This window comes from Streptomyces lydicus (genome assembly GCF_000717345.1).
In the GTDB taxonomy this organism is placed as follows: domain Bacteria; phylum Actinomycetota; class Actinomycetes; order Streptomycetales; family Streptomycetaceae; genus Streptomyces; species Streptomyces lydicus.
Genome location: NZ_JNZA01000073.1, coordinates 1 through 13556, shown reverse-complemented (window position 1 = coordinate 13556; position 13556 = coordinate 1). Strand labels below are relative to the sequence as shown.

Below are 13556 nucleotides of genomic sequence, written 5' to 3'. Positions count from 1 at the left end.
GACGACATGGAGGACATCGTCCAGGTCGGCACCATCGGCCTGATCAAGGCCATCGACCGCTTCGACCTCACCCGCGAGGTGGAGTTCTCCACCTTCGCCATCCCCTACATCCTCGGCGAGATGAAGCGCTTCTTCCGGGACACCGGATGGGCCGTGCACGTCCCGCGCCGCCTGCAGGAGCTCCGCAGCGACCTGGCGAAGGCCAAGGAACTGCTGCACAACAAGCTCGACCGCGACCCCACCGTCCGTGAACTCTCCGACCACCTGAACCTGTCGGAGGACGAGGTCATCGAGGGCATCGTCGCGGCCAACGGCTACACCGCCGGCTCGCTGGACACCCCCGCCGACTCCGCGCCGGCCGAGCAGAGCCGTACCGTCGCCGACCTCATCGGGGAAGAGGATCCGGCGATGGAGAAGGTCGAGAACCTCCAGACCCTCGCCCCACTGATGGAGAAGCTGAACGCGCGGGAGCACCGCCTCATCGAGCTGCGCTTCGGGCAGGAACTCACCCAGGCGGAGATCGGCGCGGAACTGGGCGTCTCCCAGATGCACGTCTCCCGCCTGCTCAGCCGCACCCTCTCCAAGCTCCGCGCCGGCATGCTCACCGAACGCTGACGCCGACCGGAGCTTTGGAGGCTCGGCCGCAGCCCGCCAGTGGCCCACACGACAGGGCGGGCGCCCCACCCCCCGGGGCGCCCGCCCTGTCGCGTCCCTTACGTCCCCTTACGGGTAAGAAGCGACGCCCCCGCAAGGGACGGCGGGGAGAAAAACAGAGACCATCAGCGCTTGGCGTCCTGGGGGATCCGCTCCAGCAGCCCCCGCAGATCGTCCGCGTGCTCTTCCTCCTGCGCCAGCAGATCCTCGAAGATCCGCCGGGTGGTGGGGTCGCCGTCCCCGAGCCATTGGGCGATTTCCGTGTACGCCGCGATGGCCACCCGCTCGGCCACCAGGTCCTCCTTGATCATCTCGAGCAGGTCGGCGCTGGCGTCATAGGTGGCGTGGGCGCGCTGCGTCAGCGTGTCCGGGTTGAAGTCCGGCTTGCCACCCAGCTGCACGATGCGCTGCGCCACCTTGTCGGCATGTTCCTGCTCCTGTGTGGCGTGCTCCAGGAACTCCGCCGCGACCGGCTCCGAATACAGCCCGGAAGCCGTGTAGTAATGCCGCTTGTACCGCAGCGTGCACACGATTTCGGTGGCGAGTGCCTCGTTCAGCACCTGCAGCACACGCTCCAGATCCGCCCCGTACGCATCGGTGACCGGGCCCTTGTCGATCTCTTGGCGTGCCCGCTCCCTGAGCGTTTTGATGTCGGTGAGAAAGTCAGCCATAAACTTCTTCCGTTTCCACTCGACGTTTTTGGATATCCATCGGGCGGACGGGACTGCCCGTTCGGCAGGCGTGCCGCGGCCCGTCAGAATTCCGCTGCCCCATGGGTCCGTCGCCATTCCCGGCACGGCCTGGTTGAGTACGGCCGGTCGCAATATTTGCACGGGAAACGTGGCCGAGCGCAGCAGGCCGCCGACGCGTCAGCCGATCAGCCCAGGCGGCCCCGGGAGCAGTGGCGGCCTCAATAATGCGACGAGGCCACGGAGCGCCCGGCCCGGCAGCACCCTTCTCACGAGGCAGAACGACGCCGGGCCGAGAAGCGGCCGGCCGAGGTCCGGACGAGGTTCACAGGTGCCAGCTGACGGTGCCGTCGACCGACGACAGCACCACGAGCAGCACGAGGTCGAGCACCCCGAAGGCCACCCCCAGCCAGGCACGCAGCCGGCGGATCGTGCCGCGGGCCAGCGCGAGAATTCCGAAGAGCACCGCGCAGGGGCCGAAGAAAACATTGAAGACCAGAATGCCCACCAGACCGCAGACGAACGCGGCCACGGCCATGCGGTCCGCCTGCGGGCGCGGACCGGTCTTCAGCGGAATCCAGGTGGAGGTCATCGGCGGGCCCCCTTGAGGGAGTTGGTCGACTTACGGCGTTCCTTCAGGAAGAACACCACCAGCCACGCGGCGACAACAACGCCGGCGGTCACGGTGACGGGCACGGGAACGTGCCCCGCGGTCCCCAACAGAACACCGAAAAGGAAAAGAGCTACAACCAGGAAGAGCATGGTGGCCTTTCCTCCGGGGCCGACAACACATCGGCCGACCCGAATGGACACCTGCCGCTCCGTTGCGGCGGCTTTCACCACTGCTGGTACCCGATCCCCACCCGGGTATTGACACATCTTCAGCAGCGCCCTACGAAACCCCACCACTCCCCACGCCGCCCCCGCGCCGACCCCTCACGGCCCCTCTGCGGCTCGAACATCGGCGAGACGTACGCCCCACCCGAGCGCGCATGATGCCCCAGCCCGCCAATCGGGGTAGATAAGCCCAACTCGCTCTCCACTCCCGGCGATGCCCCTGCGGGCTCACCCCCATGGAGGTTCCGTGAACAGCACCACCCCTCCCGCCCCCACGGGCACCGCGGCCATGCTCGTCAATGACGCCGGCCAGTACCTCTTGCACCTGCGGGACGCGAACAAGCCGGAGATCTGCGACCCCGGCACCTGGTCCTTGATCGGGGGCGGCCCCGAACCGGGCGAGAGCCCGCACGAGGCAATCACCCGTGAACTGTGGGAAGAAGCCCGGCTGAGCATCCCCGACCTGGTCCCGTTCGCCTTGCTGGAAGACCGGCGGCCGGACGGTGTCACCAAGGGCCACATCCAGATCTATCTCGGCCACTGGAACGGCGACGCCGCGGCTCTGCCGCTCACGGAGGGCATCATGCTGCATTGGTTCGACGCCCACGTGATGCCCAGGCTGACGATGTGCCCGTGGGCCGAGCAGGTCATTCTCCAGCACCGGACCGGCGTCACGTCGTCCGCACGCGTCGTCCTGCAGCCCGACGGCGCCCAGCCGACAGAGCAGCCGTGAGCGTGACGCTGAACGTGATCGGCGCCCACTTAATCCGAATGTCCCGGCCACCGCGGCGATGTAATGTGCGCTCTCGATAGGTGGCTATTACGCGGCCGTTGGTACGGCCATGGCTTCGGGAGGGCTTGATGGTTGCGGAGATGGTCAGGACCTGGGTGGCGGGCTGGGCCGTGTCCCGGCGGACACCGCCGCCGGTCGAGAAGCCCTGGGGGTACTACATCGAAGTGGCCGACAACCCCGACGAGGTGGGACGCCATGTGCTGCCCGAGACCGAGGAGGCGTGGGTCCGCAGCGCCGCTGCCTCGGTGTCCGTGCCGCGTACCTGGATGAAAATGCCCGCGGAGCCGGCGGAGATCGAGCCCTGGCTGCCCCCGGGGTGGGTGGTGGCCTGGGAGGAGACCGGACATCTGATGGCGGTTGACCTGATGGCCACGCACCCGGTCGCGCCCGAGGGGTACACCGCGACCGTGGAGTCCGTCGGAGCCGTCACCTGCGTCCGGGTGCGGGACGCGGCGGGCGAGCCGGCGGCCGAGGGGCAGCTGGCGGCCCTGGGGGAAGCCGTGGTCGTGGACCGGGTACGGACCGACGAGGCCCATCGGCGGCGCGGGCTGGGCGACTTCGTGATGCGTACGCTCGTCGACAGTGCCGTGGCGGACGGCGCGGTCCTCGGCGTTCTCGGCGCGACCGCCGCCGGGCGCGCGCTGTACGAGACGCTGGGCTGGAAGAAGCACGCGACGCTGGCCGAGTGCGTCTACCGGCCCTGATGCCGGGAGTGATGCCAGGAGCGGTGCGGGGAGTGATGCGGGGAGTGTCAGTCGGCCGGGACGGGGGCGCAGGGGCGGGTGGCCGGGGCGGTGTCATGGTGCCTGCCCGCATACCCCGTCGCGGAAGTATGGCGTCCCACCACATGGGCCATTGACCTGCGGGTTTCTACGTTGTGCCGACACGTTTCCGCTGTTTTCCCGCCTGGAAGTGGTGCACATGGCCCGCGCAGCAGCCGCTCCCCCACCGTCCGCGAACCTCCGGCGCATCGTCGCCGCGAGTCTGATCGGCACCACCGTCGAGTGGTACGACTTCTTCCTCTACGGGTCGGCCGCCGCGCTGGTCTTCAACAAGCTGTTCTTCCCCGGTTCCGACCCGCTCGTGGGGACCCTGCTCTCCTTCCTCACGTACGCGGTCGGGTTCGCCGCCCGGCCCGTCGGGGCGCTGGTCTTCGGGCACTACGGGGACCGCCTGGGGCGGAAGAAGCTGCTGGTGCTGAGCCTGCTGATGATGGGTGGCGCGACGTTTGCGATCGGCCTGCTGCCCACGCACGCCACGGTGGGTACGGCGGCGCCGGTGCTGCTGACCGCGCTGCGGCTGGTGCAGGGGTTCGCGCTGGGCGGTGAGTGGGGCGGGGCGGTGCTGCTGGTGTCGGAGCACGGCGACGCCCGGCGGCGCGGGTTCTGGGCGTCGTGGCCGCAGACCGGCGCGCCGGCCGGGCAGTTGCTCGCCACCGGTGTGCTGTCACTGATGACGGGGCTGCTGCCGGCGGCGTCGTTCGCGTCGTGGGGGTGGCGGGTGCCGTTCCTGCTCTCCGGCGTCCTGGTGGTCGTCGGGCTGTGGATGCGGCTGTCGGTCGATGAATCGCCCGTCTTCCGGGCGGCGTTGGCGCGTGCCGAGGCGCGGCGGGCGGCGGGCGCGCCGGTGGAGAAGATGCCGCTGGTCGCGGTCCTGCGGCACCACTGGCGCGAGGTGCTGACCGCGATGGGCGCGCGGATGGCGGAGAACATCTCGTACTACGTCCTCACGGCCTTCGTACTCGTCTACGCGACCTCGCACACGGGCCTGTCCCAACAGACCGCGCTGAACGCGGTGTTGATCGCCTCGGCGCTGCACTTCGCGGTGATCCCCGCCTGGGGCGCGCTCTCGGACCGGGTCGGGCGCCGGCCGGTCTATCTGCTGGGCGCGGTCGGCGTCGCCGCCTGGGCGTTCCCGTTCTTCGCGCTCGTCGACTCGCGGAACTTCGGGCTGCTGCTGCTCGCGGTGAGCGTGGGGCTGGTCTTCCACGGTGCGATGTACGCGCCGCAAGCGGCCTTCTTCGCCGAGCTGTTCGCGACGCGGATGCGGTACTCGGGTGCCTCGATCGGCGCCCAGTTCGCGTCGGTGGCGGCCGGTGCGCCCGCCCCGCTGATCGCGACCGCGCTGCTCGCCGACTACGACAGTCCGACGCCGATCGCCCTGTACGTCATCGCCGCCGCGCTGCTCACCCTGCTCGCGGTGGGGGTGGCGCGGGAGACCCGCAGCCGGGACCTGGCGGCGGTCGAGGAGGCTCCGGCGGGGGCGGCCGTGTCGCCGCCCGTACCGTCCGCGGGGACCTGACCTGCGAAGGGCCGGGCCCCGGCGGGGCCTGATGTGCGGCGGGGGCGCGGCGGGCCGTGGGACGCTCCGGGAGACGGGGCAGCCGGCCCGCCGCGCCCCCGCCGGACGTCAGCGCCGCTTGCCCTTGAGGGAGTCCTTCATGCCCTGAAGGCTCTCCTTGGCGTCCTCCATGGCGCCCTTGGCCTTGCCCTTGGCGTGGTCGGTGCGGCCCTCGGCGCGCATCCGGTCGTTACCCATGGCGTCGCCGGCCTTCTGCTTGGCCTTGCCCTTCATCTTGTTCATCGCGCTGTTGTCACCCATGGCGAACTCCTTTGTCCGGGGAAAGCGGAGGGGAAACTCCGGGACCACGCTGCCGCAGCCCGGCGTGTCGCGCACCCGGAGCGGGCGCCCCGTTACTCCTCCGTTTCGCGCGTCACGGCGGCCGAGAGCTGGTGCAATCGCAGCGCCAGCTGGATCTCCAGGGCGCGTGCCGGGGTCTGCCAGTCGGGGCCCAGCAGCCGGCCCACCCGCTCCAGCCGCTGCGCCACGGTGTTCACATGGACGTGCAGCTCGTCCTTGGTACGGGCCGGGCTCATCCCGCAGGCGAAGTACGCCCCGAGGGTGCGCAGCAACTCCGTACCGCGGCGGGCGTCGTAGTCGGCGACGGCGCCGAGTGTGCGGTGGACGAAGCCGTCCACGTCGCGGGTGTCGGCCAGCAGCAGCCCGAGGAAGCCGAAGTCCGCGGCGGCCGCGCCCTGTCCCGCCCGGCCGAGCGCGCACAGCGCCTCCCGGCAGCGCCGGGCCTCCGCGTACGCGTCCGCGACCGCGGCGGGCCGGGCGGCGGGGGCCGGTACCGGAGCCGAGGCGCCGACGGTGACGGGCACGTGCAGCGCGGTGCCGAGCCGGGCGGCTATCTCCCGCGCGGTGTGGGCCGGGTCGCCGCCGGGTTCCAGCGGCAGCAGCAGCACCGCTCCGCCGTCGCGTACGGCGGCCAGACCGTGGCGGGTGGCGGCGAGGTGGGAGGCCGCCGACCACAGGCGCCGGCGGTCGGTGCCGTCGGGGCGGGGCGGGCCGTCGCCGTCGGATATCGGTGCTCCGGACATCCGCGCGGCCAGCACCACGTGCGGGGCGTCGAGGTCGGCGCCGACCCGGGCGGCACGTTCGCGCAGCAGCCGGGGGTCGCGGGCGGCGGCGTCCAGGAGGTCGTCCAGCAACTCGCCGCGGACCCGCTGCTCGGCCTCGCCGGCGGTCCGGCGGGCGAGCAGCAGCAGCGAGGTGACCATCGCGGCCCGCTCCAGGGTCCGCTGGTCGACCGGGTCCAGCGCCGGGTGACCGCTCAGGACGAGGGCACCGAGCACCTCCCCGCCCGCCCGGACCGCGGCGACCCAGTCGGCGCCGTCCCGTACGGCGTGCCCGTCGGCGCGCGAGCGGTCCAGGGCGGCGGCCGGTGCCCGGCCGGGTTCGGTGAACTCCACGTCGCCGTCGAGGACTTCGGCCACCGCGTCCGCCACGTCCTGGACGCCGCCGCCGCGCAGGACCAGTTCGGTCAGCCGGTCGTGGACGTCCGAGGCCCGCTCGATGACCGAGCTGCGGTCGCGGATGATCTCGTTGGCGGCCTCCAGTTCGGTGAGCGTCTTCCGGGTCTCGGCGAGGAGGTTGGCGGTGTCGATGGCGACCGCGGCGTGCGCCGCGTGGGCGGCGAGCAGCGCGACCTGGCCGGGTTCGAAGACCCGCTCGCGGCGGTCGGCGGCGAACAGTACGCCGATGACGCCGCTGCCGAGCAGCAGCGGCACCCCGAGGATCGCCACCAGGCCCTCGTCGCGGACGCCCGAGTCGATGGTGCGGGTGTGCCGGAACCGTTCGTCGTGGAAGTAGCTGTCGGTGACGTACGGGCGGGCGGTCTGGGCGACGAGTCCGCCGAGCCCCTCGCCCATGGCGAGCCGCAGCTGCTGGAAGCGTGCGGAGACCGAGCCGTCGGTGACCCGCATGTAGGTGTCGCCGGCGGCGGGGTCGTTGAGGGTGAGGTAGGCGACCTCGGTGCCGAGGAGGGAGCGGGCCCGGCGGACGATCGCGCGCAGTACGGCGTCCAGGTCGCGCAGCCCGGCCAGGTCGTGCGCGGTGGCGTACAGCGCGGAGAGTTCGGCCTCGCGGCGCCGGCGGTCCTCCAGTTCGGTGCGGACCCGCAGCGCGAGGAGCTTGGCCCGCTCCAGGGCGGCGAGCCGCGCGGCGGCCGCGCCCCCGGCCCGGGCCCGGAGCACCGGGCGCTCGTACTCCTCGGCGGCGGCGCCGGTGGCCAGCAGACCGAGGAACGGGGCCTCGGCCGGGTCGTGGTCGGATGCGTCCGCGGGTGCGGGGCCGGGCGCGGAAGCCGGCTGGTCGTGGGGCATGGTCACAGGCATACCTTCGGGTCGTCGCGGCGCGCCAGCCTCCGGGGCCCGCGGACCGGCCGTCGGGCCCCGGGGCGGCTCAGTGCGCGGTCCAGCCCCCGTCGAGCACCAGCGAGGTGCCCGTCATGAACGACGCCTGCGGGGTGCACAGGTAGGCCACGGCCTCGGCCACCTCCTCCGGTTCGAGGAGCCGCTTGAGGGCGGTGTCGGCGAGCAGGATGTCGGTCACGACGCGCTCCTCGGGGATGCCGTGCGCGGCTGCCTGGTCGGCGATCTGCCGCTCCACCAGGGGCGTGCGGACATATCCGGGGTTGACGCAGTTGCTGGTGACGCCGTGCGGGGCGCCTTCCAGCGCCGCGGTCTTCGACAGGCCCTCCAGACCGTGCTTGGCCGCGACATAAGCGGACTTGAACGGGGAGGCGCGCAGCCCGTGCACGGACGAGATGTTGATGACGCGGCCCCAGCCCTGCGCGTACATGTGGGGCAGGGCGCCGCGCAGCAGCCGGAAGGGCGCCTCCAGCATGACGGTCAGCACCTGGTGGAAGACGTCGGGCGGGAACTCCTCGATGGGGCGGACGAGCTGGATGCCGGCGTTGTTGACCAGCAGGTCGGTACCGGCCGCGGCCTGCTCGGCGGCGTCGAGGTCGGTGAGGTCCAGGGGCCGCGGTTCGATGGTGCCGGGGGCGCCGGGCGGCAGGTCGGCGGCGAGGCGGGTGAGGCCGGACTCGTCCCGGTCGACCGCGCGGACGGTGGCACCGGCCGCCGCGAGCCGCAGGGCGCAGGCGCGTCCGATGCCGCCGGCCGCGCCGGTGACCAGGGCGGTGCGGCCGGTGAGATCGAGGGCCACCGGCCCGGGGAGACCCGGGGCACCCGCTGCGGCCGGCGTGGTGGGCGTTCCTGGGGAGTCGGGGGCTCCGGGGTCACCGATCATGGTCATGTCCGCACCCTAGGCAGCGAGCGGGCCGGCACCGATGTGCCGCGGCCCCACACTTCGCGGTGCGACTGTGGCGCGCAGACACGTCCGTGGCGCCCCGCCCCACCGCCCCGGGTGGCCCGACACGCGCCTCACCCGAACGGCCGCCCCGGATCGACGCCCCGGCGCGGGCCTCCTAGCGTCGTACGACGCAGCGTGCCGACCGCGCACCGCCGCCACAAGGGAGGACGACATGCGGAGGCTCATCGCCGTACCGACCGTACTGCTCGCCCTGGCCACCGCCGGCTGCGGCGCGGAGGAGGGCGGCGAGGCGACGACCGCCGCGTCGTCGTCCGCCGGGACGGGCACCGGGCCGGACCCGCAGCACTCCGGCCCCGGCTCCGGCGCCCCGTCGGTGCCGGTGCCCGGACAGTCCGTGCGGTGCGGCGACATCCAGGACGTGCTGAGCGAGGCGGGAGACGTCACGCTGTTCGCGGATCCGGGGGCCGACGGCACGGTGGGCTGCGCGGAGGCCCGGGACGTGATGTCGGAGTTCTTCCTCCGGGCACCGCAGGAGGCCGGCGACGGCCGGGGAACGCTGCCCGTGCGCGGCTGGCTCTGTCAGTACGAGAGCGGCCCCACCGGCACCTGGGTCACCAGCTGTCGCAAGAACAAGCGCGAGATGCACACCGAGGAGGCGTCCGGGCAGGATTCGGGGCCGTCCGACGAGCCCGGCAGTCCGGACGGATCCCAGCTGCCCACGCTCCCCGGTGACCCGTCGGCCCCGGTGGGCGAGCCGTCGACGGAGGAGCTGTGAGCCCCTCGGGGAGCGCCCCTAGGAGGGCTGGGCCGTCGGTGCCGCGTCCAGCCCGTGGATCCAGGTCGGGCCGCCCTCCACGGCGCGCCGGATGCGGTTCAGCGCGTACGCGTCCAGCTCCGGCAGGGCGTCCAGGGCGAACCACCCCACCTCCAGCGACTCGTCGTCGTTGACCCGGGCCTCGCCGCCGATCGCGCGGCAGCGCAGCGTCACGTCCATGAACTGGCAGACGTCGCCGTTGGGGTAGCGGGTGGGCGACATCGTCTCGACGAGCACCACCCCCTCGGGGACGACGCGGACCGCGGTCTCCTCGAAGACCTCGCGGACCGCGGTCTCGGCCGGCTGCTCGCCGGGCTCCGGAATGCCGCCGATCACCGACCAGCCGCCGGTGTCGGCCCGCTTCCCCAGCAGGACCCGGCCCTCGTCGTCGAAGACGACGGCGGTCACCCCGGGCAGCCACAGCAGCTGCCGGCCGATGGACTCGCGGAGGTCACGGATGAAGTCGGGGGTTGCCATGCCCCGACCCTACGGGACCGCTCCCGTAGGGAAGGACCCGGAAAGTGCCCCCGTCCCGGTGCGGGGAACCGTACGCGCGCCGTGCCCCGCGCGGAGCCGCCCGCCGGGCCCCTCAGGCGCCCGCGGGGAACCCCTTGCGCGTCCGCAGGAAGCGGTGGATGGCGCGGACGCCGTCCTCGGCTTCGTCGACGGTGATCGTGAAGGTACGCCCGTCGCCGAGCCGGAGCACCAGGCCCTCACCGCGGCGTACGACCACGGCTGTGCCCTGTTCCGGGCGCCAGCGGTAGCCCCAGCCGCCCCAGTGGCGGGGGGTGACCTGCGGCGCGAAGTCGGCGCCGACGACGGTGTCGAGGGGGATCCGGCGGCGCGGCACCCCGATGTGGCCGCACCGCACCTCAAGGCACTCCCGGTCGACCCGGACCGCGACATGGACGAAGGCGAGCGTGCCGAAGAGCACCAGCAGCCCGGCGGCGACGCAGCCGACCACCGACATCACCAGGGGTGCCAGGCCGGAGGCCCAGCTGCTGTCGACGGCCAGCTCGATGCCCAGTGCCAGGCAGGCCGCGCCCACCGCGGCCAGCAGCCACTGGGCGCGGTTGGTGGCGCTGCCGCGCCAGACGTCGGGGAGCTCCGCGGAGGAGCCGCCGGCCCGGGTCCGGCCGCCGCTGCCGTGGTCGTCGGGGGCTGCTGCCCCCTCGTGGGGGTGGTCCCTCATGAGACGCAGCGTACGCGTCTTTGCACGCTACGGCAGGGCATCGGACGGGCCTGCCGCGCCGCTCAACGGGTCAGCGCGTCCGCGGTGCCGGCGGGCGATGCGGCGAGCATCCTGCCCTCCGCGTACGCCAGCGCCTCGGCCGGCAGGGCGCCGGGCCGGCCGCTGAGCAGCACGGTGACGCGGCCGGTCGGGGCGGCCGCGGGCGCCGGCTCGGCACCGATGCGGCGCAGCGCCTGGGCGGCGACCGCCTCGGCGGAGCCGTGCAGGACGAGCGCAGGGGCGCCGGGCTGCTGGAGGGCGGCACGGATCCGTTCGGCGACCAGCTCGTAGTGGGTGCAGCCGAGGACGACGCTGCGCACCTCCTTCGGGGTGCGCTGCGCGGCGGCGGCGACGGCGGCGTCGATGGCGGCCTCGTCCGCCTGCTCGACCGCGTCGGCCAGACCCGGGCAGGGCACGCCGGTGACGTCCACCCCGTGCGCGAAGCGCTCGATCAGGTCCCGCTGGTAGGGGCTGCCGGTAGTGGCGGGGGTGGCCCAGATGGCGACCGGGCCGCCGCCGGCCGCGGCGGGCTTGATGGCCGGGACCGTACCGATCACCGGGACGGCGGGCTCCAGCTCGGCGCGGAGGGCGGGCAGGGCGTGGACCGACGCGGTGTTGCAGGCGACGATCAAGGCGTCGGGGGCGTGCGCGGCGGCGGCGCGGGCCACGGCCAGGGCGTGCTCGGCGACGTCGTCGGGGGTACGCGGGCCCCACGGCATGCCGTCGGGGTCGGAGGAGAGGACCAGATCGGCGTCCGGCCGCAGTCGCCGCATCGCAGCGGCCGCCGCGAGCAGCCCGGTCCCGGAGTCCATCAGCGCGATCTTCACCCGGACACTTTATCGGGCCGGACGTCCCACTTGTCATACCGGGCGGGCCGTGCGGGACACGTGCGGCCGGGCGAGCCGGCCGGCGGCGCGGGGTGCGGCAGACTGCCGCCGTGGGAGCGATGGAGTGGATCGGTGCCGGGTCGCTGCTGGCCTGGGTGTGGCTGCTGGCGGCGCAGGGCCTCTTCTGGCGGACCGACGTACGGCTGCCGGACCGCCGGGACCCGGAGCGCTGGCCGTCGGTCGCGGTGGTGGTCCCGGCGCGGGACGAGGCCGAGGTGCTGCCGGCGAGCCTGCCCTCGCTGCTCGGGCAGAAGTACCCGGGCCGGGCGGAGGTCTTCCTCGTCGACGACGGCAGCACGGACGGCACCGGCGCGCTGGCCCGCGCCCTGGCGGCCGCGCGGGGCGGTCTGCCGCTGACGGTGTCCTCCCCCGGTGAGCCGGAGCCGGGGTGGACGGGGAAGCTGTGGGCCGTACGGCACGGGATCGCGCTGGCGCGGGAGCGCACGGCGCCGGAGTACCTGCTGCTGACCGACGCGGACATCGCGCACGAGCCGGACAGTCTGCGGGAGTTGGTGGCGGCGGCCCGGTCGGCGGAGCTGGACCTGGTCTCGCAGATGGCGCGGCTGCGGGTGGTGACGTACTGGGAGCGGCTGATCGTGCCGGCGTTCGTGTACTTCTTCGCGCAGCTGTACCCGTTCCGCCGGGTCAACCGCCCGGGGGCGCGGACCGCTGCGGCGGCCGGCGGCTGCGTGCTGCTGCGTACGGAGGCGGCGGAGCGGGCGGGCATTCCGGAGGCGATCCGGCACGCGGTGATCGACGACGTGACGCTGGCGCGGGCGGTCAAGCGCAGCGGGGGCCGCATCTGGCTGGGGCTGGCGGACCGGGTGGACAGCGTGCGGCCCTATCCGCGGCTGGCCGAGCTGTGGCGAATGGTCTCGCGCAGCGCGTACGCCCAGCTGCGGCACCAGCCGCTGCTGCTGCTCGGCACGGTGCTGGGGCTGGGGCTGGTGTATCTCGCGCCGCCCGCCCTGGCGGTGGCCGGGGCGGCCGGCGGCGAGGCGGCGGTCGCGGCGCTCGGCACGGCGGCCTGGGCGGTGATGTGCGGGACGTATCTGCCGATGCTGCGCTACTACCGGCAGCCGCTGTGGGCGGCGCCGCTGCTGCCGTTCACCGCGCTGCTGTACCTCGTGATGACCGTGGACTCCGCCGTGCAGCACTACCGGGGGCGCGGCGCGGCCTGGAAGGGCCGGACGTACGGAGCGCCCTGAGCCGGGCCCCCGGTGGCAGCTGGCGTCACTTCCTGGCCGGCGACCAGTCCAGCCCCCAGCCGTAGGCGTGGTCGACGGTGCGCTGCGGGCTGACACCGGGCTCGGGAACGAGGTAGCGGGCCTCGCGCCGGACGACGAGTTCGCCGCCGGTGTTGGTGATCAGGGCCAGTGCGCAGACGTTGGAGGGCACGGTGCAGGCGTCGAGGGAGAAGTCGACCGGCGCGCCGTGCTGGGGCTGGAGGGTGACCGTGGCGCTCAGGCCCTCGAAGCTGCGGGCGCCCGCGTAGACGGTGACGAAGATCAGGATGCGCTTGATGCGTGCCTGGTGGTCGAGGTTGATGGTGAGGTTCTCACCGGCCGCGATCGCGCCGGTGCGGTCGTCGCCGTCGAGCTGGATGTACGGCGGGGCGTGCAGCGCGCCGAAGTTGTTGCCGAGCGGATGGACCACGCCGGCGGCGCCGTCGGTGAGTTCGTACAGCGCGCACAGGTCGAGGTCCAGCTCGCCGGACGGGGGCAGCAGCGCGCCGCGGGCGCCCATGGCCTGCATGGCCTTGCGGCCGAGTTTCTTGGTCAGCCGCTTGCCGGCACCGGCGCCGGACCAGTTGAGGTTCACCCGCATCGCGCCCGAGGTGCCACCCTGCTTCGTCAATGAAACGGCGGGGGCGTCCTTCGTGAGGGTGACTTTTGTCAGACGAACGGGAGGCGGCGCGGAGGCCGGGGCGGGCTGCCCGGGAGGGGGCGGAATTGACGCCGCGGGTTGACCCGTCGGCAACGGGGGCGCGGGCGGCGGAGCCACCGGGGGTGCGGGGGGCGCAGGGGCC

15 protein-coding genes and 1 pseudogene are annotated in these 13556 nt (G+C 73.4%); 6 read left to right on the top strand and 10 right to left on the bottom strand.

Annotated elements, in window-relative coordinates:
- On the top strand, nucleotides 1–615 hold a 615-nt coding region (locus tag OO62_RS35800; protein WP_033271913.1), incomplete at its 5' end, for a SigB/SigF/SigG family RNA polymerase sigma factor.
- A gap of 164 nt (nucleotides 616–779) precedes the next feature.
- Here the strand turns inward: OO62_RS35800 and OO62_RS35795 are convergent.
- From OO62_RS35795 to OO62_RS40145, 3 genes are all read right to left on the bottom strand, one after another.
- Nucleotides 780–1325 carry a ferritin-like domain-containing protein gene (locus tag OO62_RS35795; protein WP_033271910.1) on the bottom strand — a complete coding sequence of 182 codons (546 nt, stop codon included), beginning with the start codon at nucleotides 1323–1325 and terminating at the stop codon, nucleotides 780–782.
- 343 nt (nucleotides 1326–1668) lie between these two features.
- Nucleotides 1669–1935: a hypothetical protein gene (locus tag OO62_RS35790; RefSeq protein WP_033271909.1), complete on the bottom strand. Its 267-nt coding sequence runs from the start codon at nucleotides 1933–1935 to the stop codon at nucleotides 1669–1671.
- A complete protein-coding gene (locus tag OO62_RS40145; protein WP_033271908.1) occupies nucleotides 1932–2105 on the bottom strand; it encodes a hypothetical protein in 174 nt (57 codons plus the stop codon). The genes OO62_RS35790 and OO62_RS40145 overlap by 4 nt, the downstream gene beginning before the upstream one ends.
- 322 nt (nucleotides 2106–2427) lie before the next feature.
- Here OO62_RS40145 and OO62_RS35780 point away from each other — a divergent pair, with 322 nt between their 5' ends.
- The 3 genes from OO62_RS35780 (at nucleotide 2428) to OO62_RS35770 (ending at nucleotide 5274) form a co-directional block, all read left to right on the top strand.
- The gene (locus tag OO62_RS35780; RefSeq protein WP_063739087.1) at nucleotides 2428–2913 is read left to right on the top strand and encodes an NUDIX domain-containing protein; all 486 of its coding nucleotides are present in this window, start codon (nucleotides 2428–2430) and stop codon (nucleotides 2911–2913) included.
- Between the two features lie 128 nt (nucleotides 2914–3041).
- Complete coding sequence (locus OO62_RS35775) at nucleotides 3042–3677, top strand: GNAT family N-acetyltransferase (protein WP_033271907.1); 636 nt, start codon at nucleotides 3042–3044, stop codon at nucleotides 3675–3677.
- A gap of 217 nt (nucleotides 3678–3894) precedes the next feature.
- Nucleotides 3895–5274 (top strand): MFS transporter, encoded by a 1380-nt coding sequence (locus OO62_RS35770; RefSeq protein ID WP_033271906.1) that lies wholly within the window; start codon nucleotides 3895–3897, stop codon nucleotides 5272–5274.
- 108 nt (nucleotides 5275–5382) lie between these two features.
- Here OO62_RS35770 and OO62_RS35765 read toward each other — a convergent pair whose 3' ends face one another.
- The 3 genes from OO62_RS35765 to OO62_RS35755 form a co-directional block, all read right to left on the bottom strand.
- On the bottom strand, nucleotides 5383–5574 hold the full coding sequence (locus OO62_RS35765) for a CsbD family protein (RefSeq protein ID WP_033271905.1): 192 nt from the start codon (nucleotides 5572–5574) through the stop codon (nucleotides 5383–5385).
- Between the two features lie 92 nt (nucleotides 5575–5666).
- Entirely contained in the window at nucleotides 5667–7640 is a 1974-nt protein-coding gene (locus OO62_RS35760) for a helix-turn-helix domain-containing protein (protein WP_206738518.1), read from the bottom strand.
- 79 nt (nucleotides 7641–7719) lie between these two features.
- Nucleotides 7720–8577, bottom strand: coding sequence for a 3-hydroxybutyrate dehydrogenase (locus OO62_RS35755; RefSeq protein WP_033271903.1), 858 nt, complete (start codon nucleotides 8575–8577; stop codon nucleotides 7720–7722).
- A gap of 229 nt (nucleotides 8578–8806) precedes the next feature.
- Between OO62_RS35755 and OO62_RS35750 the strand changes: the two genes are divergently transcribed.
- A complete protein-coding gene (locus tag OO62_RS35750) occupies nucleotides 8807–9370 on the top strand; it encodes a hypothetical protein (RefSeq protein WP_033271902.1) in 564 nt (187 codons plus the stop codon).
- Between the two features lie 18 nt (nucleotides 9371–9388).
- Here the strand turns inward: OO62_RS35750 and OO62_RS35745 are convergent, their stop codons facing one another.
- The 3 genes from OO62_RS35745 to OO62_RS35735 all read right to left on the bottom strand — a co-directional run bounded on the left by OO62_RS35745 (nucleotide 9389) and on the right by OO62_RS35735 (nucleotide 11467).
- Nucleotides 9389–9886 carry an NUDIX hydrolase gene (locus tag OO62_RS35745; RefSeq protein ID WP_033271901.1) on the bottom strand — a complete coding sequence of 166 codons (498 nt, stop codon included), beginning with the start codon at nucleotides 9884–9886 and terminating at the stop codon, nucleotides 9389–9391.
- A gap of 112 nt (nucleotides 9887–9998) precedes the next feature.
- The gene (locus OO62_RS35740; protein WP_033271900.1) at nucleotides 9999–10601 is read right to left on the bottom strand and encodes a hypothetical protein; all 603 of its coding nucleotides are present in this window, start codon (nucleotides 10599–10601) and stop codon (nucleotides 9999–10001) included.
- Nucleotides 10602–10663: 62 nt separating this feature from the next.
- A complete protein-coding gene (locus OO62_RS35735) occupies nucleotides 10664–11467 on the bottom strand; it encodes a glutamate racemase (protein WP_033271899.1) in 804 nt (267 codons plus the stop codon).
- A gap of 119 nt (nucleotides 11468–11586) precedes the next feature.
- Here OO62_RS35735 and OO62_RS35730 point away from each other — a divergent pair, with 119 nt between their 5' ends.
- Nucleotides 11587–12735 (top strand): glycosyltransferase, encoded by a 1149-nt coding sequence (locus OO62_RS35730; RefSeq protein ID WP_078617540.1) that lies wholly within the window; start codon nucleotides 11587–11589, stop codon nucleotides 12733–12735.
- Nucleotides 12736–12760: 25 nt separating this feature from the next.
- Here OO62_RS35730 and OO62_RS35725 read toward each other — a convergent pair.
- Nucleotides 12761–13556: pseudogene (locus tag OO62_RS35725) on the bottom strand (Tellurium resistance); the annotation flags it as partial.

Coding starts and splice junctions, on each gene's coding strand:
- OO62_RS35740 (WP_033271900.1), bottom strand. CDS start 10,601: ATGAGGGACCACCCCCACGAGGGGGCAGCAGCCCCCGACGACCACGGC.
- OO62_RS35770 (WP_033271906.1), top strand. CDS start 3,895: ATGGCCCGCGCAGCAGCCGCTCCCCCACCGTCCGCGAACCTCCGGCGC.
- OO62_RS35730 (WP_078617540.1), top strand. CDS start 11,587: ATGGAGTGGATCGGTGCCGGGTCGCTGCTGGCCTGGGTGTGGCTGCTG.
- OO62_RS40145 (WP_033271908.1), bottom strand. CDS start 2,105: ATGCTCTTCCTGGTTGTAGCTCTTTTCCTTTTCGGTGTTCTGTTGGGG.
- OO62_RS35750 (WP_033271902.1), top strand. CDS start 8,807: ATGCGGAGGCTCATCGCCGTACCGACCGTACTGCTCGCCCTGGCCACC.
- OO62_RS35760 (WP_206738518.1), bottom strand. CDS start 7,640: ATGCCCCACGACCAGCCGGCTTCCGCGCCCGGCCCCGCACCCGCGGAC.
- OO62_RS35755 (WP_033271903.1), bottom strand. CDS start 8,577: ATGACCATGATCGGTGACCCCGGAGCCCCCGACTCCCCAGGAACGCCC.
- OO62_RS35795 (WP_033271910.1), bottom strand. CDS start 1,325: ATGGCTGACTTTCTCACCGACATCAAAACGCTCAGGGAGCGGGCACGC.
- OO62_RS35765 (WP_033271905.1), bottom strand. CDS start 5,574: ATGGGTGACAACAGCGCGATGAACAAGATGAAGGGCAAGGCCAAGCAG.
- OO62_RS35790 (WP_033271909.1), bottom strand. CDS start 1,935: ATGACCTCCACCTGGATTCCGCTGAAGACCGGTCCGCGCCCGCAGGCG.
- OO62_RS35775 (WP_033271907.1), top strand. CDS start 3,042: ATGGTTGCGGAGATGGTCAGGACCTGGGTGGCGGGCTGGGCCGTGTCC.
- OO62_RS35745 (WP_033271901.1), bottom strand. CDS start 9,886: ATGGCAACCCCCGACTTCATCCGTGACCTCCGCGAGTCCATCGGCCGG.